Annotated in this window: 22 protein-coding genes; 10 read left to right on the forward strand and 12 right to left on the reverse strand. The window is 63.3% G+C overall.

The genetic code is table 11. The annotated features are described in order from the left end of the window. Positions 1-75: 75 nt before the first annotated feature. Positions 76-705, reverse strand: a complete 630-nt coding sequence (gene mobA / locus HBA54_RS13215; protein ID WP_167225274.1) for a molybdenum cofactor guanylyltransferase MobA — start codon at positions 703-705, stop codon at positions 76-78. A 15-nt stretch (positions 706-720) separates the two neighbouring features. Beyond that, positions 721-1,680, reverse strand: coding sequence for a formate dehydrogenase accessory sulfurtransferase FdhD (locus HBA54_RS13220; RefSeq protein WP_167225276.1), 960 nt, complete (start codon positions 1,678-1,680; stop codon positions 721-723). A 193-nt stretch (positions 1,681-1,873) separates the two neighbouring features. On the opposite strand from HBA54_RS13220, the gene HBA54_RS13225 reads away from it, so the two are divergent. From HBA54_RS13225 to HBA54_RS13235, 3 genes are all read left to right on the forward strand, one after another. Continuing rightward, positions 1,874-3,805 carry an ABC transporter substrate-binding protein gene (locus HBA54_RS13225; protein WP_167225278.1) on the forward strand — a complete coding sequence of 644 codons (1,932 nt, stop codon included), beginning with the start codon at positions 1,874-1,876 and terminating at the stop codon, positions 3,803-3,805. A 187-nt stretch (positions 3,806-3,992) separates the two neighbouring features. Then, positions 3,993-6,101: a 4Fe-4S binding protein gene (locus HBA54_RS13230; RefSeq protein WP_240932665.1), complete on the forward strand. Its 2,109-nt coding sequence runs from the start codon at positions 3,993-3,995 to the stop codon at positions 6,099-6,101. A gap of 54 nt (positions 6,102-6,155) precedes the next feature. Then, positions 6,156-7,037, forward strand: coding sequence for a C40 family peptidase (locus HBA54_RS13235; protein WP_167225280.1), 882 nt, complete (start codon positions 6,156-6,158; stop codon positions 7,035-7,037). Between the two features lie 190 nt (positions 7,038-7,227). Here HBA54_RS13235 and HBA54_RS13240 read toward each other — a convergent pair whose 3' ends face one another. Continuing rightward, positions 7,228-7,539 (reverse strand): hypothetical protein, encoded by a 312-nt coding sequence (locus tag HBA54_RS13240; protein ID WP_167225282.1) that lies wholly within the window; start codon positions 7,537-7,539, stop codon positions 7,228-7,230. 213 nt (positions 7,540-7,752) lie between these two features. On the opposite strand from HBA54_RS13240, the gene moaA reads away from it, so the two are divergent. Next, on the forward strand, positions 7,753-8,745 hold the full coding sequence (gene moaA / locus HBA54_RS13245) for a GTP 3',8-cyclase MoaA (RefSeq protein ID WP_322096037.1): 993 nt from the start codon (positions 7,753-7,755) through the stop codon (positions 8,743-8,745). Between the two features lie 23 nt (positions 8,746-8,768). On the opposite strand, the gene HBA54_RS13250 is transcribed toward moaA, so the two are convergent. Further along, positions 8,769-9,284 carry a molybdopterin-guanine dinucleotide biosynthesis protein A gene (locus tag HBA54_RS13250; RefSeq protein WP_167225286.1) on the reverse strand — a complete coding sequence of 172 codons (516 nt, stop codon included), beginning with the start codon at positions 9,282-9,284 and terminating at the stop codon, positions 8,769-8,771. Positions 9,285-9,526: 242 nt separating this feature from the next. Between HBA54_RS13250 and HBA54_RS13255 the strand changes: the two genes are divergently transcribed. Further along, entirely contained in the window at positions 9,527-10,294 is a 768-nt protein-coding gene (locus HBA54_RS13255; protein ID WP_167225288.1) for an NAD kinase, read from the forward strand. Between the two features lie 6 nt (positions 10,295-10,300). Here HBA54_RS13255 and HBA54_RS29875 read toward each other — a convergent pair whose 3' ends face one another. After that, complete coding sequence (locus HBA54_RS29875; protein WP_167225290.1) at positions 10,301-11,209, reverse strand: LysR family transcriptional regulator; 909 nt, start codon at positions 11,207-11,209, stop codon at positions 10,301-10,303. Between the two features lie 123 nt (positions 11,210-11,332). Between HBA54_RS29875 and HBA54_RS13265 the strand changes: the two genes are divergently transcribed. Genes HBA54_RS13265 through HBA54_RS13280 form a run of 4 tightly spaced genes read left to right on the forward strand, consistent with a single transcriptional unit; the run spans position 11,333 to position 15,583 of the window. Continuing rightward, positions 11,333-12,301, forward strand: coding sequence for a tripartite tricarboxylate transporter substrate binding protein (locus HBA54_RS13265; protein WP_167225292.1), 969 nt, complete (start codon positions 11,333-11,335; stop codon positions 12,299-12,301). A gap of 4 nt (positions 12,302-12,305) precedes the next feature. Beyond that, positions 12,306-12,788, forward strand: a complete 483-nt coding sequence (locus tag HBA54_RS13270) for a tripartite tricarboxylate transporter TctB family protein (RefSeq protein ID WP_167225293.1) — start codon at positions 12,306-12,308, stop codon at positions 12,786-12,788. 3 nt (positions 12,789-12,791) lie between these two features. Beyond that, positions 12,792-14,276, forward strand: coding sequence for a tripartite tricarboxylate transporter permease (locus HBA54_RS13275; protein WP_167225295.1), 1,485 nt, complete (start codon positions 12,792-12,794; stop codon positions 14,274-14,276). A gap of 32 nt (positions 14,277-14,308) precedes the next feature. Then, positions 14,309-15,583, forward strand: coding sequence for a CaiB/BaiF CoA transferase family protein (locus tag HBA54_RS13280; RefSeq protein ID WP_205944631.1), 1,275 nt, complete (start codon positions 14,309-14,311; stop codon positions 15,581-15,583). A gap of 38 nt (positions 15,584-15,621) precedes the next feature. On the opposite strand, the gene HBA54_RS13285 is transcribed toward HBA54_RS13280, so the two are convergent. The 7 genes from HBA54_RS13285 to HBA54_RS13315 form a co-directional block, all read right to left on the reverse strand. Beyond that, entirely contained in the window at positions 15,622-16,686 is a 1,065-nt protein-coding gene (locus tag HBA54_RS13285) for a glycosyltransferase (protein ID WP_167225297.1), read from the reverse strand. Positions 16,687-16,862: 176 nt separating this feature from the next. Then, complete coding sequence (locus HBA54_RS13290) at positions 16,863-17,720, reverse strand: class I SAM-dependent methyltransferase (protein WP_167225299.1); 858 nt, start codon at positions 17,718-17,720, stop codon at positions 16,863-16,865. Positions 17,721-17,954: 234 nt separating this feature from the next. Continuing rightward, positions 17,955-19,118 (reverse strand): helix-turn-helix transcriptional regulator, encoded by a 1,164-nt coding sequence (locus HBA54_RS29075; RefSeq protein ID WP_167225301.1) that lies wholly within the window; start codon positions 19,116-19,118, stop codon positions 17,955-17,957. 614 nt (positions 19,119-19,732) lie between these two features. Next, positions 19,733-20,086 (reverse strand): MmcQ/YjbR family DNA-binding protein, encoded by a 354-nt coding sequence (locus HBA54_RS13300; protein WP_167225303.1) that lies wholly within the window; start codon positions 20,084-20,086, stop codon positions 19,733-19,735. An 18-nt stretch (positions 20,087-20,104) separates the two neighbouring features. Further along, positions 20,105-20,572, reverse strand: a complete 468-nt coding sequence (locus HBA54_RS13305) for a flavodoxin family protein (RefSeq protein ID WP_167225305.1) — start codon at positions 20,570-20,572, stop codon at positions 20,105-20,107. A 27-nt stretch (positions 20,573-20,599) separates the two neighbouring features. Then, positions 20,600-21,040, reverse strand: coding sequence for a hypothetical protein (locus HBA54_RS13310; protein WP_167225307.1), 441 nt, complete (start codon positions 21,038-21,040; stop codon positions 20,600-20,602). Positions 21,041-21,207: 167 nt separating this feature from the next. Further along, the gene (locus HBA54_RS13315) at positions 21,208-21,456 is read right to left on the reverse strand and encodes a DUF1127 domain-containing protein (RefSeq protein WP_167225309.1); all 249 of its coding nucleotides are present in this window, start codon (positions 21,454-21,456) and stop codon (positions 21,208-21,210) included. 158 nt (positions 21,457-21,614) lie between these two features. Between HBA54_RS13315 and HBA54_RS13320 the strand changes: the two genes are divergently transcribed. Further along, entirely contained in the window at positions 21,615-22,547 is a 933-nt protein-coding gene (locus HBA54_RS13320; RefSeq protein WP_167225311.1) for a transcriptional regulator GcvA, read from the forward strand. Positions 22,548-22,587: the final 40 nt, after the last annotated feature.

Consider the following 22,587-nt stretch of genomic DNA (forward strand, 5'->3'; position numbering starts at 1 on the left):
ATACCATCCCAGTGTTTGGTGATGTTGAACTGCTGCCGGTTCGGTGGACAATGGATTAAGCGCTTATCTCACGCCCTACAAATACCGTGCCGCCTCTTCCAGGTCTTCCGGGCGGTTGGTGTTGAAGAAGGGATCCAGGGGGCCGGCGGCGGTTTCGATATCGGGGAAATCCACCGCGACCAGTTTGTAGCGGGCGGTCCAGCGGTCGACCTTGCGGATCTCTTCCTCCAGCATCGCCCGGCGCAGGTCATCGCGCAGGCTGACACGCCAGAGCCCGAAAACCGGATGGGTCCTGCCATGGGTGATCGCGCAGGCGAGATCCGCCCCGGCGGCCTCGACAGCTTCGGCCATCTGCTCCACCATGTCCGTCGGAAAAAACGGCGCGTCGCTGGCAAAACTCGCCAGCCAGTCGGCGCCGGGGGCGTTAACCGCCGCCCAGTCCAGGCCGGTCAGAATGCCCGCCAGGGGCCCGGCAAACCCTTCCACCACGTCGGCGGCCACCGGCAGGCCGAAGGCATCGAAGCGTGCCGCCTCGCCGTTGGCGTTCAACACCAGCGCAGCGACCTGGGGTTCCGCCCGCTCTATGATATGGGCCAGGATCGGCCGCCCGCCGAGATCGCGCAGGCACTTGTCGCCGCCGCCCATGCGCCGCGAGAGGCCACCGGCCAGCAGCACGCCGGCTACGTTCTTGTTATCGATGGTCATAGGAGCCGCTCCGCCTCAGGCGGCATCGTCGGTACGGCCGGACTTGCGCTGGTGGCGCGGGTTTTCGTCTTCCAGGCCGTCGGGATCGTGGTCAAAGACCAGGCGTTCCTGCCCCGCCAGGGCGACGAAGCGCTTGCCCTTGGCGCGGCCCACCAGGGTCAGCCCGGCCTGGCGCGCCAGGTCCACGCCCCAGGCGGTGAAGCCGGAGCGCGATACCAGGATCGGGATACCCATCTGCACCGTCTTGATCACCATCTCCGAAGTCAGGCGCCCGGTGGTGTAAAAGATCTTGTCGTCGGGCGCGATGCCGTGGCGCAGCATGTAGCCGGCAATCTTGTCGACCGCGTTGTGACGCCCGACGTCCTCCATATAAAGCAGCGGCCGGTCGCCCTGGCAAAGCACGCAGCCATGGATCGCCCCGGCCTCCAGATAAAGGCTGGGCACCGCGTTGATCTTCTTCGACAGTCTGACCAGCCAGGATGTCTTCAGCATCGTGTCTTTCGGCAGGGCGACGGTCTCGAACTTCTCCATCAGGTCGCCGAAGACGGTGCCCTGGGCGCAGCCGGAGGTGCGCACTTTCTTCTTCAGCTTTTCCTCGTAGTTCGTCTCCCGCTGCGTGCGCACGACAACGACATCCAGTTCCGCGTCGAAGTCGACACCCTCGATCACGTCGTCCGGACGCAGCATGTTCTGGTTCAGCAGATAGCCAAGCGCCAGGTAGTCCGGGTAATCGCCGATGGTCATCATGGTGACGATTTCCTGTCCGTTCAGGAACAGGGTCAGGGGCCGCTCGACCACCACGGCGGTCTCAATCGGGGTTCCATCCTGATCGATACCGCCGATACGCTCGGTCAGGCGCGGATCGGCCGGGTCCGGGCGCAACGTGAATTCGTCCAGGACAGCCGGGTCGGCCGCTTTTGCGCGCCCCTTGCGCAACCGCTTCACCGCCACGTTTGATCCTTCTTCTCCGGCCATGGGCCCCTCTCCTCATATCTCACTGAACTATGGGGCCGGGGACCGCCGACGGCAAGCGGGAGGCTGCGGCACTGGGTGCGAAAGTCCGGTTTCTGCCAACAATATTAATGCTTAAGAGAGAAACAGGGTGGTTTACTGCAGAGAGCCGATAAGAGACCCTTGGTGGCCGTAATCAGCCTCGTTATAAGGTCGCATGAAACCGAGTACAGCCCTTCTTGCCGTCGCAATCCTGGCCCTGGTTTCTCTTGGCCGGGTACCGGCATTTGCCCAAGGGGCGCCAGGGCAGGCGCCGGGCGAGCCGCCGGTGCTGCGATTCAATCTGGCAACCGGCGCTCTGCCGCCGCTGGCCGAGCGGCTGCCCGAGGAACCCCGCAGGGATCTGCCAGCCCTTGAAGGCTGGCGCGAAGGCCGCTACGGTGGCAGCCTGCGGCTGCTGTCCCGCGCCGGGCGCGACGCCCGCGACCTGATGCTGCTGGGCTACGCCCGCCTTGTGGTCTGGAACGAAAACTTCGAACTGGTTCCCGACATCCTGAAGACTGTCTCCGTCGAAGACGGCCGCATCTTCACCCTCACCCTGCGGGCCGGGCACCGCTGGTCCGACGGCACCCCCTTCACCACTGCGGACTTCCGCTTCTGGTGGGAAGATGTCGCCAACAACGCGGAACTTTCGCCCAGTGGCCTGCCGCCGGAGATGCTGGCGGACGGCCGTCCGCCGGTCTTCGAAGTGCTGGACGACACCACGGTCCGTTTCACCTGGGCGACGGCAAACCCCCTGTTCCTGCCGGCCCTGGCCGGCGCCTCGCCGCTGCTCATCTACCGGCCCCGGCACTACCTGGAGCGGTTCCACGCCGGCTATGCCGATTCCAAGGCGCTGGCGGCGCAGGCTGAAACCATGGGCCTGCAGTCCTGGGCCGAACTCTTTCAGCGGCGCGACCGCCTGTTCCGCTTCGACAATCCGGATCTGCCGAGCCTGCAGCCCTGGGTGAACACGGTGGCGCCGCCCGCCGAGCGCTTCGTTGCCCGGCGCAACCCCTACTTCCACCGCGTCGACGGTGCCGGGCGGCAACTGCCCTACATCGACGAAGTGATCCTGACGCCGACACAACCGGGCCTGATCGCCGCCAAGGCCGCAGCCGGCGAAGCCGACCTGCTGGCCCGCGGCCTCTCCTACATCGATGCGCCGGTACTGAAGGCGGCGGAAGAACGGGGAAAGATCAAACTGCGGCTCTGGCCCATCGGGCGGGGCGCCCAACTGGCGCTCTATCCCAACCTCAACGTGGTGTCGCCCGGCTGGCGCAAGGCGCTGCGCGATGTCCGCTTCCGCCGGGCGCTTTCCCTGGCCGTTGACCGCGACGAGTTGAACCAGGTGCTCTACCAGGGCACAGCCCTGCCGGGCGCGAACACCCTGCTGCCCGCCTCGCCGCTCTATGCCGAAGCGGATCGAAAGGCCTGGGCCGTCTACGACCCCGACCAGGCCAACGCGCTGCTGGACGAGATGGGCATGCTGTGGCGCGACAAGGACGGCATCCGTCATCTGCCGGACGGCCGCCGCGCCGACCTGGTGATCGAGACCGCCGATACCGATCCGGCGGAGGTCGACGCGCTGGAGGTGATTACCGAACAGTGGCGCAAGGTCGGCATTGCCGTGCTGATCCGCAGCCAGGGCCGTCAGGCGGCGCGCCAACGGATACGCGCCGGCGCCACCAACATGAGCATCTTCTACGGCCTCACCAATGGTCTGGCGACCGCTGCCATGAGCCCGGCCGAACTGGCCCCCACCAGCGACCGCCAGAACAACTGGCCGCTCTGGGGCCTCCATTTTCAAAGCAACGGAGAGGCCGGCGAGGCCCCGGACCTGCCGGCCGCGCAGGAGCTATTGGCGCTTTATGAAGCCTGGGCCAGCGGCCCCGAAGAGGCGGCCCAGGCGAAAATCTGGCAGCGCATGCTGCAGATCCATGCCGATCAGGTCTTCACCATCGGCCTGCTGGGCGCCGTGCGCCAGCCGGTCGTGGTCAACGCGGACCTGCGCAACCTGCCTGCCGAAGCCGTCTATCTCTATGACCCCGGCGCCTACTTCGGGCGCTACCGCCCGGATACCTTCTGGTTCGCACAGCGTTTGAAGTAGCCGCGCAATCCCCGCAGGAAAATTAGGGTCGTCTTTGATGGCGCCGGGCCGCTACTATGCCGGCGAATGGTCATACCAATTGGTCCAAAGATCAGGCCAACCCTGGTAGGCGCAAAACAACAAACAAGCGGTCCTCAGGGCAGCCGGCGCGTCGGGGCGCGGCACCCGCAAAAGCCGGAACCGCCTGATGGAGAGAAAATCTATGGAGATGGGCGGCAAGCGCGTCCTCGTCTGCAATTGCGAATCCAGCATGCCGCTGGACGAAAAGGCCCTGACCAGGGCCTGTCAGGCGGCGGGGGCCACCGGGGACGCCGATCTCAACAGCCAGCTTTGCCGGGCGCAATTGGGTAATTTCCAGCGGGCGATCCTGGGCGAACAGCCGGTGGTGGTCGCCTGCACCCAGGAGGCGCCACTGTTCGGCGAGGTCGCGGCAGAGGACAACCCGCAGGCCGAGATCAGCTTCGTCAACATCCGCGAGAACGGCGGCTGGTCGGATGAGGCCGGCGCCGCCATGCCGAAGATTGCCGCCCTGCTGGCCGCCGCGGCGGTGGAGGCCGAGCCGACCCCGCAGGTCGCGCTCTCATCGCAAGGCGTCTGCCTGATCTACGGAAACGACGGGCGCGCCATCGAGGCGGCCAAGCAACTGGCCGGCCGTCTGGAAGTGACGGTGCTGCTGCGCCAGCCCGGCGACATCCTGCCGCCCGGCGACATGGATGTGCCGATCTTCAAGGGCAGCATCGTCCAGGCCAAAGGCCATCTCGGCGGCTTCGGGATCACGGTGAACGACTATGCTCCCGCCTCGCCCTCCGGCCGGGCGCAGTTGGCCTTTGAACCGCCGCGCGACAACGCCTTTTCCGAATGCGACCTGATCCTCGACCTCACCGGCGGCACACCGCTGTTCCCGGCGCACGAGAAGCGCGACGGCTATCTGCGGCCCGATCCGGGCGACCCCGTCGCCGTGCAGCGCGCGCTCTTTGAACTGGCCGATATGGTGGGCGAGTACGACAAGCCCCGCTATGTCAGTTACAATGGCGACATCTGCGCCCATTCGCGCAGCCGCAAAACAGGCTGCACGCGCTGTCTGGATATCTGCCCGACCTCGGCCATCACCTCCGCCGGTGACACGGTGGAGATTGATCCGCTGGTCTGCGCCGGCTGCGGCGCCTGCGCCTCGGTCTGCCCGACCGGCGCCGCAACCTACCAACTGCCGGCCGGCGACAGCCTCTTCATGCGGTTGCGGAGCCTGCTCGAAGCCTATGGCAAGGCGGGCGGGCAAGCCCCTCTCCTCCTGTTGCACGACGACAAGCACGGCGCAGAGGTCATCGCACTTTCAGCGCGCCTGGGCCGCGGCCTGCCGGCGCGCGCCCTGCCCTTCCCGCTGAACGAGGTGACCCAGGTCGGAATCGATTTCCTGGCCGCCGCCTTTGCCTATGGTGCAGAGCAGGTCGTCATCCTGGCGGATCCGAAAAAACGCGACGAACTTTCCGGGCTGGCCGGGCAGATCGGGCTGGTGGAAACGGTGCTGAACGGCCTTGGTTACGGCGCGGGACGGGTGCATGTGATCGACGCCGCCGACCCCGATCAGGTCGAGGGGCAGCTCTACGATCTCGCCACGCCGGCGCTTGGCATGACCGGCGGCAACTTCCTGCCGCTCGGCGGCAAACGCAGCCGCGCCTTCCTGGCGCTGCGTCACCTGCACGACAAGGCACCGCAACCGGTCGATCACCTGCCGCTGCCGCCCGCCGCCCCTTTCGGCGCGGTGAAAGTGGATACCGAGGGCTGTACCCTCTGCCTGGCCTGCGTCGGTGCCTGCCCGACCGGCGCCATGCTGGACGACGAGAGCCGTCCGTGGCTCGGCTTCAAGGAGGATGCCTGCGTGCAGTGCGGGCTCTGCCGGAACACCTGTCCCGAACAGGTCATCACCCTGGAGCCGCGGCTGAACTTCACCACCGAGGCCATGGGCGCAATCGCCCTGAACGAGGCCGAGCCCTTCGAGTGTATCCGATGCGGCACGCCCTTCGGCGTGCGCCAATCGATCGAGCGGATCGCCGACCAACTGGCCGGCAAGCATCACATGTTCCAGGACAGCGACCAGATCGAGCGCATCAAGATGTGCGAGAACTGCCGCGTGACCGTGCAGTTCGAAAGCCCCGACAACCCCTTCCAGGGCGGCGCCCGGCCGACGCCGCGCACCACCGACGACTATCTGCGCGAGCGGGAGATCGAAGAAGCCCGGCAGAAGGTTCTGGCAGAGCGGGCCAACGGGAAAACGGACAACGACGGCGGTGAGGTGTAAGGCCTTCCTGCCGGTTAATCGCCTTTTCATCAGCGGCGCGCTAGTCTTGGCAGCATGACCGAATCCGACGACAAGCCCGACCCTTTTCTCAATGCCTATCGCCCTGACCTGGCGGCAGCGGAATTGTCCGGCCGGGTTTCCGCAGCCCGTTTCACCGAAGGACGACCGGCCGGCATCATAAGCAGCCTGGCGGACCTGCGGCGCGAACCGCAGGCCGCTGCGCGCCTGGACACCCAGCTTCTGTTTGGCGAAGCGGTGACCGTCTACGACGAGCGCGACGGCTGGGCCTGGGTGCAGAACGAAACCGACCGCTATGTCGGTTATGTCGAAAGCGCCACCTTGGGCGGCACACCAAAGCCGCCGACCCATCAGGTATCGGCGTTGCGCAGCTATCTGTTTCCGGAACCGGACCTGAAGGCGCCGCCGCTGGGCTGCCTCAGCATCGCCTCCCCGCTCCGCGTTGTCGGCGAGGAAGGAGACTATGCGGCCTTAGGCGACGGCAGGTTCGTCTATCGCAAACACACCGCCTCTCTGCTTGAGGGGATCGAGCGCGACTATGTGGCCACCGCGCTCAGGTTCCTGGGCACGCCCTACTATTGGGGCGGGCGCAGCAGCATCGGCCTGGACTGCGCCGCGCTGATCCAGCTTTGCCTGGCGCGCGCCGGCATGCCGGTGCTGCGCGATTCCTATATGCAAGGCAACTCCGTCGGTCGGGCCGTCGACTGGCAGCCGGGTGAGACAAAGCTGCAACGCGGCGACCTGGTCTATTTCCCCGGACACTGCGTCATCATGCTGGACGACAGAGAGGTGGTGCACGCCAATGCCTTCACCATGTCGGTCGCCATTGAAACGCTTGAAGCGGTGGAGCAGCGGGTCATTGCCGAGAGCGGCGGTACCGGTATCACCGGCATCAGGCGGGTTTTGTCAGGCAGCTGAGATGCTTTGCCATAGAGCAGAATCACACCTGCTGTCATCCCGGACTTGATCCGGGATCCATAGTCCCGCCCGCACGGCCTCTTCCGGTGAAGATTAAAACTGTCCCCGCCATGGATCCCGGATCAAGTCCGGGATGACGAACAAGGGAAACGACTGCCGCTTTTGTGATCAGCCGGCACGCCTAAGCAGCCTATTGCGGCGGCGGCCCGCTGCCACCGCCCTGCTGCGCCTGGCAGAGCGCTTCCGCCCGGCCCTTGAAGAGTTGCGCCTGCTCGGCAGTGATGGTGCCTTCGGCAACCATCCTGTCGATATCCCCCGACCGTTCCGCCAGGCAACGGGCCACCGGATCATCGGCGGCCGGCGCGGCGCCCTCGGGCGATGGCAGAATGTCGTCGCGATGCATCCAGCCCAGTACCGCAACCATCAGCAGGGCGATGCCGACGGCACAGACCCGGGCAAGCGGCCGGTCTAGAAATGAGACCTTTTCAGGCGAATCGACCATAGCTGGAAGGCTAAAGCGCCAGGAATGCTGCCGCAAGCAGGCACAAGCCGGCCCAAACCCCTTGCCTCACGGAAAAATGCTTGTCCGCACAAAAGTTAGGGGCGAATTACCCGCCGCCTGCTATTATTTTTGACAAGGATCAAGAACGTCGGCCCCCTACCCCTGTAGGCTGGGCCGGAACAAAAGAGGGTTGGGAGAGAGCGGATGGCCGAGATGATCGATCCCTTTGGCAGGGCGATCACTTATCTGCGTGTATCGGTGACGGACCGTTGTGATTTCCGCTGTGTGTACTGCATGGCGGAGAATATGACCTTCCTGCCGAAGGCGGATATTCTGAGTCTGGAAGAGCTCGACCGCGTCTGCAGCGCCTTTGTGCGCCAGGGCGTGAAGAAGCTGCGGATGACCGGTGGCGAGCCCCTGGTGCGCCGCGACATCATGAAGCTGTTTCGCAGCCTGTCGCGCCATCTGGAAAGCGGTGCACTGGAAGAGTTGACACTCACCACCAACGGCAGCCAGCTCGGCCGCTTCTCCCATGAACTGGCAGACATCGGCGTGAAGCGGGTCAACGTCTCGCTCGATACCCTCGACCCCGACAAATTCGCCGCCATCACCCGCTGGGGCAAACTCGATCAGGTGATGGAAGGGCTTGCCGCCGCCAAGGCCGCCGGCCTGCAGGTGAAGATCAATGCGGTGGCGCTGAAGGGCGTCAACGACGACGAAGTCGACCGCCTGGTTTCATGGTGCGGCGACGAAGGCTACGACCTGACGTTCATCGAGGTCATGCCGATGGGCGACATCGGCGGCGAGGACAGGGTCGAACAGTATTGGCCGCTTTCCATGCTGCGCGCGCAGCTGGCCGAGAAATGGACCCTGGACGAGATCGACTACCAGACCGGCGGCCCGGCGCGTTATGTCAGGGTGAAGGAGACCGGCGGGCGCATTGGTTTCATCACGCCGATGACCCACAATTTCTGCGAAAGCTGCAACCGGGTGCGCCTGACCTGTACCGGCACGCTCTACATGTGCCTGGGCCAGGAAGATGCCGCCGACCTGCGTGCGCCCCTGCGGGCCAGCGAGAGCGACGGTCTGCTCGACGATGCGATCATGGAGGCCATCGGCCGTAAGCCCAAGGGCCATGACTTCATCATCGACCGCCGCCGTAAACAACCGGCCGTGTCACGTCACATGAGCGTAACCGGCGGCTAATCCTTCCACCACGACTGATCGACTTAGTCGATCAGCACCTGATGGGCGAAGTCGCGGCCGTTGGAAATGGTGATCTGCTCAAAGCCCAGCATCTTGGCCAAGTCGAAGAAAGTGAAGTAATCCTCCACGCCCAGTTCTGAAAAAACCGGCAGCAAACGCGCCACCGCCGTCATCTGGGCAAAGATCGCCCGGGCGCGGAAGACCGTGTCGATGCGCCCGTCGTCCAGCGCCACGATAATCAGTTTCTCAGCCTCCGAGCCCTTGGCGAAGATCGCCGCCGTCGGCGCATAGGGCGCCTTGTTCTGCTCGCTGGTGATACCGGTGACAAAGGCGATGCGGGACTTGCGGGAGGTGTCCGGCAAGGTAAAGGCACGGGCCTTATAGGTTTCAGACGAGGTCGGCTCCGGGTAGTAGTAGCCGGAATGACGATCCTGCGCCTGCGCGGCTCCGCTCACTATCGCCGTGGCCACCAAGGCCGCAACGGCAAAAACGCCCATCGCCAAGATGAACTGCCATCCTGTCCGGAACCCAGCCTGCATGAACTCTCTCCCCGTTTACCCAGTCGCTGATGTTGGCCGCAGCCTGCGCGAGCCCCCCGGATTTGGCAAGAGGGGGTTTGCCCCGGTTCTTTGCCATGCCGGTTAGGTGGACTGGCGCCGCTCCGGCTGATCGCTATACTCGGGCCTGTAGCGGCCGGGCCGCCCAATCGCTTTTCCTTGAAGCGATTCGCTCGGACCGGACCTGATGAGACTGGCTATTCCCCAAAGAGGACCTATTGGCCGTGACAGATCCTAAGTTTGCGCTCGTCGCCAGCGATACGCCCGAGGCCTCGGCGGCGCTTCAGCGCCTGGAAAAGCTCTACGGCACCACGGACACCGATGCGGCCGAAATCATCGTCGCCCTCGGCGGCGACGGATTCATGCTGGAAACCCTGCACCGCTTCATGGAGCAAGGCCTGCCGATCTACGGCATGAATTGCGGCACCGTCGGCTTCCTGATGAACCAGTACCACGAGGACGACCTGCCCCAACGCCTGGCCAAGGCCGAGCAGGCCACCCTGCATCCCCTGCGCATGGCGGTCGAGCGCGCCGACGGCGAAACCTGCGACGCCATTGCGATCAATGAGGTATCGCTGCTGCGCGAAGGCCGCCAGGCGGCCAAGATCGGCATCGCCATCGATGGCATCCAGCGCATGGAGGAATTGATCTGCGACGGCATCCTGGTCGCCACCGCGGCGGGCAGCACGGCCTACAACCTCTCCGCCCATGGCCCCATCATCCCGATCGGCGGGCAGCTTCTGGCGCTGACCCCGATCAGCGCCTTCCGCCCCCGGCGCTGGCGCGGTGCGCTACTGCCGGCCGCCGCCGAAGTGGTCTTCGAAGTTCACGAGGCCGCCAAGCGGCCGGTTTCGGCGACAGCGGATTTCACCGAGGTGCGCGACGTCAAGAGAGTGCGGGTGCGCGAAGACCAGAGCCTGGACCTGCATCTGCTGTTCGACCCGGAACACGACCTGGAGGAGCGGATCATCAAGGAACAGTTCCAGCCCTAGAGCGCGCTATCTCTTCGAACCGGCAGCCGTCAGGCGTTCTTCACAGATCTCTTTCAGGCACTCCACGAAGGGCAGCAGCGCATCATGGCTGCGCGATGTGCTGGATACGAAGAACCCGAACTCGACCTTCATAACGGGCCGCCAGGGAACCACGGCAACCGCGTCGAGAAATTCGGGATCGAGGGCGACGGGGTCCGCGAAGGTGAAACCAAGCCCGTAATTCACCAAGCGATAGGCAGCCGCCCCGGCCGAGACTTCATGCGTCACCTCCAGACGCTCCCCCACTTTAGCGAGTTCCTGGTCCACAATTCTGCGAATCACCGTGTGTTGATCCAGCGCCACATAGGGCTGATCGGCGACATCCTTCGGCGTCAGGAAACGCTTGCGTGCCAGTTTGTGGCGCTTGGGCAGGACGACGTGCAGCTCGGCCGATCGAAGGATCTGCGGCGAAAGGTTCTCCACCGGCAAAGGCAGGGTCGAGACGCCGATGTCGAACAGATCATGCATAATCCGGCGCCCAAGGTCCCGCCTGGGGTGGATTTCCAGTTTCGTTCTCAAGCCCGGCTGGGCGGCGTTGAGTTTGGCCATGGCCGGCAGAACAAGGCCATTCACAATACGCGGATGGCAGATGATGCGAAGGGGCACGACGGCATCCGTCTTCATCTGCTTAAAAAAGCCGGGAACATCGTCGATCGACGAAAGAATGCGAACGGCCTCAGGATAGAAAAGCTCACCCTCCGGCGTTGGCACCAGCCGTTTCCTGTCACGGTAAAAGAGCGCGCAGCCGAATTCCTGCTCAAGAATCTGCAGAAGGCGGCTGGCGGCCGGCTGACTCAGATTGAGTTTGCCTGCTGCCCGGACCAGGGTGCCCTCTTCCATCACATGGACGAAAACGCGGAGGCTCTTCAGATTCATATCATCGACTTTTTCGAAGAGTAATTTCGATAATTATAATTTTTCGATGAAATATAATCTACTACGATGATCCATGCTTAGAACCGGCCAAAACAAGCCGGGGGCCTACTCTGGGAGGAAACCATGGACCGCAGAAACTTTCTGCGGGTTTCAGCTGCCGCATCGGCGCTGACGCTCGCACCCTTGAACGCCGCTTTCGCCGACTGGAAGCCGCGACGCCCCATCAACGTTATCCTGCCCTACAAGGCCGGCGGCGGCACCGACAGCTTCGGCCGCGCGATCACCGCGGTATCGGACAAAGTCCTGTCGGTCCCTCTGGTCATCGTGAACAAGCCGGGCTCGTCGGGCATTACCGGAGCGACCGAGGCTGCCGGTGCGCGCCCCGACGGCAACACCATTATGCTGACCTCGGCGGGCTCCTTCCTGCTGACCTCTATGCTGCGCGAGACCAAGGTAAATCCCTTCGACAGCTTCCGTATCGTGGCGCAGATCGGCAATCTCAGCAGCTCGCTGATGGTCCCTGCCGACAGCCCCTATCAGAGCATCGACGATCTGGTTGCCGATGCGAAAGCCAACCCCGGAAAGCTGCGCTGGGGCCATACCGGGCGTGGCGGCGTTCACCATGTGTCCGGTCAGGGTTTCCTCAATGCCAATGGCCTGAAAGCGCAGGACGTTCCGTTCAAGGGCGGCTCCGCCATCCGCGCCGCCGTGATCGGCGCGCAGGTCGATTTCGGTTTCACCGGCGTGCAGCAGGCCGCAGGCTTCGAGAATGAACTGCGGGTCCTGGGCCTGAACGCCGGCAGCCGCGACAAGGTGATGAGCGATGTTCCGACCTTCACCGAACAGGGTCATGCCTTCGTCGACATCAGCTCGCCCATCGTTCTCTTTGCACCCAAGACGATGGACGACGAGATCGCGGTGGGCATGGAGGCCGCGATCAAAGAGATCGCGGCCCTGCCGGAGTTCGCGGAAATCATGGCAAAGCGCGGTAACTCTCCGGCCTTTCTCAGTGGCGCCGAGGCTGAAGCACGCCTGAAAGCCATGCAGGAACAAGCCGCACCGATCATTGATCAGCTGAAGTCAGAAAGCTGAGGCCATGATCTCGGCGCGCGTCAACAGCGCCACGGTCGTCGGCGGCGCGCTCGCCCTCTTCGGGGCGACCGCCATCGCCGCCAGCTTTGGCATCAATCCCGACCCGGACGGCGGATGGGGCGCGCGCACCTTCCCCTTGGTCGGCTCCGGAGCTTTGCTGCTGCTTGGGCTCTTGGAAGCCCGAAAAGGACTTGGGGCTGGCGCGGCCACCACGCGACAAACAACAAACAGCCTGCCTAGCGTTCTTGCCCTGCTGCTGCTTTCGCTCGCCTATGTCTGGGTGATCTCGAAGCTGGGATATCTGATCGGTACCGGCCTGGCGGCCCCTCTTGCGCTCTGGCTCTTCAGCATCCGAAACCCCTTCGGTATGGTTGCAGCAGCCATCGTCTGCCCGGCGGTCTACCACGCCGTCTTCTTCATCGGCCTCGGCGTTTTCCCGCCTCTGGGGGAATGGTTCGATCTGCTCGATGTTATTCAGGGGTACTGAAGCATGGAGATCTTTGCCGGTCTCGCTGCGGTACTGACCGATCCAATCCTGATCTTCTACGTCCTGCTGGCCGCAGTCGTCGGCATGGTGGTAGGGGCCATCCCCGGCCTGACGGCCTCGGCGGCCATCGCCATGCTGCTGCCGATCACCTTTTACATGGAGCCCCTGGCCGCCCTGGCCTTTCTCTATGTCATCGGAAAATCGGGGCGCTATGGCGGCTCCATCGCCGCGATCCTGTTCAACACGCCGGGCACCGCCGCCTCGGCCGCGACACAGCTGGACGGCTATCCGCTTTCCAGGCGCGGCCTGTCGTCCAAAGCCATGAAGGTTGCCACGATCTCCTCGGTCATCGGGGATTTCACCGGCGAGGTTTTGCTCATCGTCGGTGTTGGTCTCATCGCGGCCATCGCACTGAAGCTCGGCCCGCCTGAGTTATTCGCCGTCTACTTCGCGGCCTTTGTGGTAATCGGTTCGGTCATCGGCAAGTCGATCCTCAAAGGCCTTGCCAGCGCCGCACTCGGTGTGTTGATCCAGATGATCGGCCTCGACCCGATCTCCTCGGAGGAACGTTTCACCTTCGGCAACTTCGACCTCACCAACGGAATTTCCCTGGTGCCCCTGATGATCGGCATCTTCGTTCTCGGGGAGGTTTTTGCCCAACTGGAGGTGCGGGGCAAAAAAACCGAGATCGTCGACGAACCCGGTACCGCGGATTCACGGGCCAGAAACCGCCTGACCTGGGCCGAATACAAACCCTGCCTGCCGCACGTCGTCCGCTCGTCCTTCATCGGTGCCTTCATCGGCATGCTGCCGGGCCTCGGCTCCGCCATTGCCGCCTTCGTGGCCTATGGCGAGGGCAAGCGGCGAGCGAAGAACCCCGAAGAATGGGGCAAAGGGGCGTTGGAAGGCGTGGCCGCGCCCGAAGCGGCAAACAATGCCGTCTCCGGCCCTTCCATGGCGCCTCTCCTGACCCTGGGTATCCCCGGTTCGACGATCGGCGCGATCCTGGTCGGTGTCTTCCTGATCCACGGTATCCAGATCGGTCCGACCCTGTTCCTGACGTCGAAGGAGTTGGTCTACAGCCTCTTCGCTGCCGGTTTGCTGGGCATCGTCTTTTACGGGTTGATCGGTTACTACGGCGCCTCCTTCGTCGGGCGCTTCATTCTCAAGATCCCCACGGACGTTCTCTATCCGGTCATTTTCCTGACCGCCTTCGTCGCGGCCTATTCCTCCCGCGGGAACCTCTTCGACGTCTATGTCATGGTGGCCGCCGGCTTCGGCGGATGGGTGATGCGCAAGCTCGACTTCAATCCGGCCGCCTTCGTCATCTCCTTCGTGCTCGCCGGCGGTGCCGAGGAGGCCTTCCGTCAGTCGCTCCTTCTATCGGACGACGGCGCCCTGATCTTCATCACCCGGCCCGTCGCCCTGGGCTTCATCCTGCTGGGTATCGGCGCCGTCTTCTTCCGGGCCCGCAGCCTCAACCGCTAGGCCCGCAACGCCGCCCTGGAGGATGCTTAGAGATGGCAAGAATGAGTGAAGGCTCCGCCCAAACGCAGTCCCCTCCTCTTTCCGGCCTGCGGGTGATCGACTTCACCCACGTGCTGGCCGGCCCGGCCTGCGCTTACTTTCTCGGGCTGTTGGGTGCCGAGGTCATCAAGGTCGAATCGCTGGACCGCGGCGATGCCATGCGGTACCGGGGCGGCACCGATTCCGAACGTGCCGAAGCGGGCATGAGCACCGCCTACCTCACCCAGGCCGCAGGCAAAAAATCGATCGCCCTGGATCTCGAGTCTTCCGGCGGCAAAGCGGTTATGCGGCGCTTGATCGAGACGGCCGACATCCTGGTTGAAAATCATCGTCCCGAAACCATGACGGCGCTTGGCTTCGACGAGGCCAAATTACAAGAGATGAACCCACTGTTGATCCACTGCGCCATGACCGGCTATGGACGCAAGGGCAACATGGAAAACGCCCCGGCCTATGATGTGAATATCCAGGCCGCTTGCGGGTTGATGGCTTTGACGGGAACCGCCGAGACCGGTCCGCTGCGCACCGGCGCCCCGGTCATGGACTACGCAACCGCGCTGGCCGCCGGCTTCGCCATCACCGCGGCCCTGCATCAACGCAATCGGACCGGACAAGGCAGCTTTGTCGATGTCTCTATGCTGGAAACCGCCTTCACCCTGATGAGCTCCACGATCACCGACTTCCTTGTGACCGGGCACAGCCCCCAGCCCAGGGGCAACGCCGCCAACAGCCGCAGCCCGGGCGCGGGCAATTTCACCTGCAAAGAAGGCACCCTCAGCCTGGGTGTCAATGAAGAGCATCAGTTTCGGGCCCTGGCAAAGGTGCTCGGCCGGAGCCATTGGCTTACCGATGCTCGATTTGCCGACCGCCGCAGCCGCAAGCTCAATTCTACAGCCCTGGAAGCGCTGATCGCCGAAGCACTGCTGAGCCGCACGGCGGACGATTGGGAGACTGCGATGATCGAAAACGGCGTTCCCGCCGCCCGCCTGCGGTCGCTACCTGAGAGTCTGGCGCTCGAACAAACGGCTGCCCGGCGCTATCTCCATCGAGACGTTAAAAGCGGGTTGCAGCTGCCGACTTTACCCTTTCGTATTGGTGAGATCGCGGCACATGTTCCGGCGTTCTCACCGCCCCGCCTGGGCGAGCATTCAGCCGAGGTTCTTGCGATGCTTGGCTACAGCGCGGCTGAAATCCGCGCGCTGGAGGCCTTAGGGGTGGTGAACGAACCCCTAGCGAACCGCAGCAGCACGGCTACCTCCGGCGCGTAACCGGCTCAAGCGCCCGCCTCCCGGCACCTTAGACACCGTCAACCGATGGCACGCCGGATGATCTTTGACAGGGCGGAAAGCAGGCGCGGCCTGGAGGAAGCGACAAGCTTCCATGACAGAACGGCCCGGGCCATCCGCCGCGGCAGCACGCCTACGGATAAGAACCACGCGGCCAGAAATGCCCGCCGCCTGAAAGACGCGTTCATTTCCAGGCTCGCCGCCGCCCCTGCCCGGCCCAGAGCCAGCTTGGAGTCATCCGCGACGGGATGCCGGGCCTTGTCTACACAGACGGACGCCAGCCTTTCCTGCAGGTGTGCCGGATCGCGCAGGCATACATCCTCCCGCAGGATCACACCCAGTTCCGCTGTCTGCCGGCAGAGCGCCGCAAGACGGTGGAAATCGTGCTGTATGCGCCAACGCGCCCGCTCGGCAAGCTTGTCATCAAAGGCCGAGTGATTGGCGCCGTGCTGACGATAGGCGCCGAGGCAGGCGTCGATTGACGTCACCTTTCCGTGCATCGGTGCGACCGTCGCAAGATAGCCGTCGGCGCCCTGGCGGAACTCGGACTCCGGGATCGGCAGGATGGATTCCAATGTGGTGCGGTCGAAGGCGAGACCGCTTGTGACCGTCGTCTGGTAACGGCCGCGCCGCAGCAACTCAGGCATGACATTCCCGTCATCGAAGGGCAGCTCCGGCGGCGGATAGGTGTCCGTGATCCCGCGGTCCTCATCGACGACATGCAGCCTGAACTGTGCCTGGGTCGTCGACCTGTCACAGGCATCAATGACCTCAGATACCGCATTGGGGTAGAGGTAGTCGTCGGCATCCAGGAAAAAGACGATCACGCCGGAACAGGCTGCAAAGCCGGTGTTGAAAGCGGCCGCATGGCCGCCGTTGCTTGCCTTCAGGCAGGCGATGACCCTGGAGCCATAGGACCGGATGACATCGGAAGACTCGTCGCTTGAGGCGTCGTCAACGACAATCACCTCAACGTCAGCGTGATTTTGATTGAGGGCGCTATCGATACAGCGTTCGAGAAAGCGCGCGTAGTTGTAGTTCGCAATGATGATCGATGCCGGAACGCGCTCTTTCGGGGGCTGCATCACGCCTCACCTCGCAATCTGTCACCTCATAATCACGTTGACGGAATCCGGAACCGCGGCGCGCATCGCCCTTCTTCAGGCATCGCTTCTCTTCGGACCGTCCTGGAAGATAGCGCCCAATACCCATGACCGGCGCTAGGCGGAGTTATTCCGTACCGGTCCGCGAGACCGCGCGGTCAACGTCGCTTGTCGAGCAGCACCAGCGGGTACTGCCAGAGCCGTACGGCAAGCCCCGGCGCACTGCGTTCGATCCAGCCGGCCGCAGCGTAGAAGCCGGCGGCCAGCCTGTCGCTGGGGATAAGCCGGCTCTCCTCGTAGCTGCCGATTGCGTCCCAGGGCTGGAAGGACAGGCTGCAGCGATCCTCAAAGCGGCGCCACCAGGTAAGCGGTTGCCGCGCGAAGTAAAGCTCCGGCCGACGACCGCCCCCCAAGTCGGAACCTGTGCGGCCCAGCAGCCTGCCGATCCGCGCGGATCCGGCGGCCAGGTAGCGCAGCGGAGAATGCGGATTGGAATAGATCACGACAACCCGGCCACCGGGACGCGTCATTCGGATCAGTTCGTCGACCGCGCGCTCCTGCTTATCGATATCGATGTGGTAGATGACATGCGCACAGAACACCGCGTCGAAGGAATCATCCGCAAGGGGGGCATTGAGGATTGAGGCTTCGGTGAAGCGGCCCCCATGACCGAGTTTCCCACGCGCGATATCGAGCGCACGACGGGAGATGTCAAGGCAGGAAACCTCATCGAAACCTTGAGCGATTCGCACATGACTGTCGGGCAGGTCGCCGCAGCCGGCGATAAGCAGCTTGCCTCTGAGCGCCCCCAGCACCGCTTCTGTGCGCCGTTCGACCTCTGCGTGATAAGGGCCGTAGGCAGGCCGGAACATGCGAAAAGAGATGTCCTCCCCCAGAACACCGCTCTTCTCGACCCAGCCGAAATTGTCGTAGAAATCCCGAACATTATCCTCGACAGCAGGCTTGGCGCCCTGTTCCGGCGCTGCGCGGCTCCTGCTGCCCTCGTTCTTCTTCACACCGGGTTCTTCGTCACACTGGGTCCTGCGTCACTCCAGGCTTCGCAATCTCGGGGCCTCGGATCCTATCGTCAGCAGCCGAAGGCATCCCTCTTCGAAATCAAATCAGAAGATGGATCTCAAGACTCAGGACTGACGTCATGCGGAAGTATTCCACTTGAAGACGCAGCCGCTACAGCGGTCAGTCTCCATGTGTCGCCAGCAGCATCCGTGGCAACGACAGGTTCAGCCCTGTCACGTGGCCGGCGAGGTACCGGGGAACACCGCCGACAATTCGGCGCGGCGGGTTATGCCAAGCTTCGCATAAATCCTTTTACGGTGGGTCTTCACCGTGTTCACGCTGATGCCCAACGCCTCAGCGGCTTCTCTTTCACTGCGGCCGGCCAATAGAACAGTCACAACCCGCAACTCGCTGCGGGTCAGCCCGACGGCCAGAGCCCAGCTTTCAGAGGCCCGCAGCCGTTGCGCATCGGGGTTGTCGATGGTGACCAAAGCCGTTGCGGTAATTGCGGTGCTCCAATACATCTCAAATGCAAAGGGCGTTACCTCGGCAAGGTAGGGCCTGCTCCCCGAAGGTCGCTCAATGGTAATGGTCAGCGGTCCCTTTGGCGCCTCCGGCAGCCCTTCGCCGAGCTGCGCTGACAGCGCTTCCCGGAGCTGCTTTTGCTCGCGCAGGCCATGAGGCAGCAAACGCCGGTTGCGGATCGTCATGCCGTCGTTCAACGAACAGATCGCTTCCGCCGAAGCGTTCATCCGGCAGACCTTGCCGTTGCGATCAACAAGAAAGGCGGCACGCCCGGTGCGCCCCAAGGCGCCCAGAGCCGCGTCGAGAGTCACGCCCATCTGGGTCACCTGCCGCTGAATCTTCAGTGCCCGTGCGGTATGTGCGCCCAAGGCCCCAAAGAGCGCCAGGTCCCCTTCATCCAGCGGCTCGAACTTCTCACTTCGGTTCAGTGGAAACTGCAGTTGCAAAGCCGCATCCACGCGCGCTGTGTAGCGGCCGAGATGAAAGCTGTCCACCAATCGGCAGAGATCCTGGTAGTACTCGCTATCCGTGAACTCAGTGGCGTCGCAAATGTCGTGCATGCGCAGGATCGAAGGAGAGAGCGCAACCCCGACCTTCGACCGGAAAGGATCCAGCCGATGATAGTAGGCGTAATAGCGTTCTATGAGCTCGGAAACCTGGATGTTTGAGTAGAGAACCTCGGGCATCGGGACGACCGCCGGGGGCGCCAGTCGGACCTGGGATATGTCGCAGCGTTCCACCGCCAAGGCAGCGAAAGACGCATCAAAAACCGAGGCGACTTTCCCCAACGCCGCATCCCAGGTTACCTCGCCAGTTGTCGTACGATAAACCTGCTCTAAAACCGCATCGAAGCTGTCGGGGCTAACGGCCAATACTCAAAGGCCCTTTTCTTCAGTCCATGGGCGCGCCAGTGCAACACCACGCAAAAACTCATCCAACAAATCCGATACGACGCAGGGCGATTTTCCCGATTCACGGGTATAGGGACTTATCCTCCACTCCTTCACCCAAATGGGGTTGCCGGGCCAAGGCGAAGAGGGGCAAAACCCGTTCCTACCCAGGGACAGCTTTCACAGCTGCCGAGACCGACTACTCGTCCAGATATGCGTCATTTTGGATGGCGTTCTATGCGATCCCGAGTGGAAGTCCCAGTGTCATGATCGCGTGTCATAATATTGATCGATGATTGCCTCAGATGGCTGATCGCGCCGCGATTTTCGACACAACAACACTGCGCAGCGAGGCAAAAAGGGATTCCGGGCGGGTCAAAGGGATGGGAGAGTGCCCCGCCCGGAGCCAGTGTCGGAGGGGGAATAAGTCGGGTAACCCCAGCCGACCGAAGTGTTAACACGGGGTTCTTGAATTCGTGTCCCGCTACTGCGTTCTATAGGCTTATGCAATGCGGCGGATCACCCCTGGAGGTGATATAACGAGCTGTTCGCCGGAAGAACCGGACCGTCATCGCATCACAGACGACGTTGAGGCTCTAAAGCCCCAGCCCGGCCTTTTGCTTTTTGGTCAGCTTGGCGGCGACGATCCTGTGGGCTTCCTCGACATAAGCCTTGATGTCCTTCACCTTCATGGCCCGCTTGTTCTGCAACTGCACCCACTTGGCCCGTGCGAGATAGGGCGCGGGGGCGATCCCCTCCTGCTCGCACAGCAGGGTGTAGGAAAGATCGCTGCACTTGAAGCTGATCTTCTGCTGCTCGCCCGCCCCCCAATGAGAGCAGATGGCAAAGATCTTGCCGCCGACCTTCCATACTGAGGCATTGCCCCATTGAATGACGTTGGTGGTGGCTGCAAGAGAACCGCAGAATCGATCGAAATCATCCCGGGTCATCGCCCGCCCCTTTTCGCATCAAAAAATGCCGGCATCCAGACCGGTCGCCATGGCCGCGCCCAGGTCGCGACAGTCGTCGACAAAACCCTCCTGCCAGGCGCCCTTGAAAATCAACGGCGGCTGCACGGCCCGCCAGCGTAGACCGGTGGCGATGCTCTCCACCGCACGGCGCGTGCCGGTGCCGTCATGCCCGGCCCTGATATAGAGACAGTAGGGCAGGCCCTGGGTTTCTTCCAGGCAGGGGTAGTAACTACGGTCGAAGAAGTCCTTAAGGGCGCCGCTCATGTAGCCGAGATTCTCGGTGGTCCCGAGGATGACGGCCTGGGCGGCCAGAACGTCGTCCGGCCCCGCTTCCAAAGGCGGAAGGGCCACGACGTCCAGGTTCTCGGTGTCGCAGCCCTCGGCTGCCGCCACCACCGCATCGCGCAGCCGCCTGGTGTTCGCCGAAGGCGCATGCGCAACGATGAGCAGGCGTCTATGGCTCATGATGCCCTTAGGGCTTCACGGGCCGGCTCACTTCGCCAGACGGGCCAGGAGCGCGCGGAGGTAACGATGGTCCGCCGCCGTAAACTCGCCCTCGGCAATATCGGTCTTGTAACCCTCAAGCTCCTCGCGCAGAGCCGATGAGGTATCCGGCCGGGCCATCAGCTTCTGGATCAGGCCGAGGGCCTCGGTATTCTGCGCCGTTTGCTGTTCCGGCGACAGTTCTTCTTCCTCTACCGCCTCGGCGCTCTCCTCCTCTGCGTCGTCCGGCTCATCATCCAGATCGCCGCCGATATCGTCGCCGAACTCCGGTTCAAAATCTTCGGGCAGAATCAGCGCATCCCAGGACGTCTCCGCCGCCTCCACCTTGCTGTGGAGCTGGCGGGCGGCCGCCAGAACCTCTTCATCCTCGGCGCTACCCAGTTTCGAGAGCAGCGCGATCATTTCGTCGCGCTGTAGCGGCTCCGTCATACCCGACCTCTTGCAAAAAAGAATCCCAAAGCTGGGCAGACTGTAACGACTTTTCAGCAGAAGCTACAGACCCGTCAAGAAGGCGGGCGGCTGGCTGGGGCGGCAAGCAGGCATGGGAGACGCCTTGGGGGGCGGCCAAGGCCGCCCCCCAAGGCAAATGGGTTGGTTTAGTTGTGGCGCGACCAGTGCGACTTGCCGGCCATGGTCATCAGCTCTTCGCGGGTGAGGCCGATGTCATGCATCTGGTCGTCGCTCAGGCGGGTCATCGTGGCCCGATCCTCAGAACGCTGCTGCCAATCGATCATCAGATCGAGAAGCATGAGCGGCAGACGCAGCAAGACGTTGAACAGCCCGCCAAGGGTTTGGCCATGGCCGGTCGAACCGACATCAGATCTCTGCAGTATGGCATTTGACATCATAGTGTTCCTTATGTGACGGAATGCCTGCGTCTTTCTCTAGGCATCAGGGGTTTTGCGCTCTCAGGCAATCTCTTAACCCTTAAAGTATTGACGATTGCTGAATCCGACAAACGATGATATCTCATAAGGATCATCAGTAAATCTAATGCGAAACCATGGCCCGGAAACTCCCACCTTTAAAGGCCTTGCGGGCTTTCGAAGCGGCGGCGCGGCATCTCTCCTTCACCCAGGCTGCTGCCGAATTGCACGTGACCCAGGCCGCCATCAGCCACCAGGTCAAGATTCTGGAGGAAAACCTCGGCCTGCCCCTGTTCCGACGGCTGAATCGGCGCCTGGTGCTGACCGCGGCGGGGCAAATCTATCTTCCGGTCCTGCGCGAGGCCTTCGACCGGATCGCCGCCGGCACCAAGCAGCTCTATAAGGACGATGACAGCGGGCCCCTTCAGATCAGCGTGCTGCCTTCCCTCGCCGCCAAGTGGCTGCTGCCGCGGATGTCGCGCTTCCGCGACCGCCATCCTGACATCGACGTGATGATCTCCGCCAACAACAAGCTGGTGGACTTCTCGGACGATTCGGTGGAAATGGGGGTCCGCTACGGTCGCGGCGAGTATCCGGGCCTGCAGGTCGATCTCCTGCTGAGCGACGAGGTCTTCCCGGTCTGCAGCCCCAGCCTGATGAAGGGGCCGCATCCGCTGCGGACGCCGGACGACCTGCGTCACCACACCTTGCTGCACGATGAAATTTCGCGCGAAGACGAGAGCCCGGACTGGCGCAGCTGGTTGCGGGCGGCGGGGGTGACCGGAGTCGACTGGAGTCGCGGGCCCGGTTTCAGCGACTCTTCCATGGTGATAGAGGCCGCGGCCGCCGTTCAGGGCGTCGCCCTGGGCCACCGCTGGCTGGCCGCCGCCGACCTGGACAGCGGCCGCCTGGTGCAGCCCTTCGGGCCCAGCATTCCCTCGAAACATGCCTACTACATCGTCTGCCCGCCGGCCCTGGCCGAACGGCGGCGTGTCCGTCTGTTCCGTGAATGGCTGCTGGAAGAAGCCGAGAGGACTAGCGCCGAAACCGCCGCTCTGGCATCCTGTTGATCCCTCTCGAAGTACCCTGTCTATCGCCAGGAGTGATGTT

The organism is Pelagibius litoralis (genome assembly GCF_011683915.1).
In the GTDB taxonomy this organism is placed as follows: domain Bacteria; phylum Pseudomonadota; class Alphaproteobacteria; order Kiloniellales; family Kiloniellaceae; genus Pelagibius; species Pelagibius litoralis.

What these genes read in the sequence shown, in the direction of transcription:
- mobA (WP_167225274.1), bottom strand. Translation starts at nt 705, where the DNA reads ATGACCATCGATAACAAGAACGTAGCCGGCGTGCTGCTGGCCGGTGGC.
- HBA54_RS13220 (WP_167225276.1), bottom strand. Translation starts at nt 1,680, where the DNA reads ATGGCCGGAGAAGAAGGATCAAACGTGGCGGTGAAGCGGTTGCGCAAG.
- HBA54_RS13225 (WP_167225278.1), top strand. Translation starts at nt 1,874, where the DNA reads ATGAAACCGAGTACAGCCCTTCTTGCCGTCGCAATCCTGGCCCTGGTT.
- HBA54_RS13230 (WP_240932665.1), top strand. Translation starts at nt 3,993, where the DNA reads ATGGAGAGAAAATCTATGGAGATGGGCGGCAAGCGCGTCCTCGTCTGC.
- HBA54_RS13235 (WP_167225280.1), top strand. Translation starts at nt 6,156, where the DNA reads ATGACCGAATCCGACGACAAGCCCGACCCTTTTCTCAATGCCTATCGC.
- HBA54_RS13240 (WP_167225282.1), bottom strand. Translation starts at nt 7,539, where the DNA reads ATGGTCGATTCGCCTGAAAAGGTCTCATTTCTAGACCGGCCGCTTGCC.
- moaA (WP_322096037.1), top strand. Translation starts at nt 7,753, where the DNA reads ATGATCGATCCCTTTGGCAGGGCGATCACTTATCTGCGTGTATCGGTG.
- HBA54_RS13250 (WP_167225286.1), bottom strand. Translation starts at nt 9,284, where the DNA reads ATGCAGGCTGGGTTCCGGACAGGATGGCAGTTCATCTTGGCGATGGGC.
- HBA54_RS29875 (WP_167225290.1), bottom strand. Translation starts at nt 11,209, where the DNA reads ATGAATCTGAAGAGCCTCCGCGTTTTCGTCCATGTGATGGAAGAGGGC.
- HBA54_RS13265 (WP_167225292.1), top strand. Translation starts at nt 11,333, where the DNA reads ATGGACCGCAGAAACTTTCTGCGGGTTTCAGCTGCCGCATCGGCGCTG.
- HBA54_RS13270 (WP_167225293.1), top strand. Translation starts at nt 12,306, where the DNA reads ATGATCTCGGCGCGCGTCAACAGCGCCACGGTCGTCGGCGGCGCGCTC.
- HBA54_RS13275 (WP_167225295.1), top strand. Translation starts at nt 12,792, where the DNA reads ATGGAGATCTTTGCCGGTCTCGCTGCGGTACTGACCGATCCAATCCTG.
- HBA54_RS13280 (WP_205944631.1), top strand. Translation starts at nt 14,309, where the DNA reads ATGGCAAGAATGAGTGAAGGCTCCGCCCAAACGCAGTCCCCTCCTCTT.
- HBA54_RS13285 (WP_167225297.1), bottom strand. Translation starts at nt 16,686, where the DNA reads ATGCAGCCCCCGAAAGAGCGCGTTCCGGCATCGATCATCATTGCGAAC.
- HBA54_RS13300 (WP_167225303.1), bottom strand. Translation starts at nt 20,086, where the DNA reads ATGACCCGGGATGATTTCGATCGATTCTGCGGTTCTCTTGCAGCCACC.
- HBA54_RS13305 (WP_167225305.1), bottom strand. Translation starts at nt 20,572, where the DNA reads ATGAGCCATAGACGCCTGCTCATCGTTGCGCATGCGCCTTCGGCGAAC.
- HBA54_RS13310 (WP_167225307.1), bottom strand. Translation starts at nt 21,040, where the DNA reads ATGACGGAGCCGCTACAGCGCGACGAAATGATCGCGCTGCTCTCGAAA.
- HBA54_RS13315 (WP_167225309.1), bottom strand. Translation starts at nt 21,456, where the DNA reads ATGTCAAATGCCATACTGCAGAGATCTGATGTCGGTTCGACCGGCCAT.
- HBA54_RS13320 (WP_167225311.1), top strand. Translation starts at nt 21,615, where the DNA reads ATGGCCCGGAAACTCCCACCTTTAAAGGCCTTGCGGGCTTTCGAAGCG.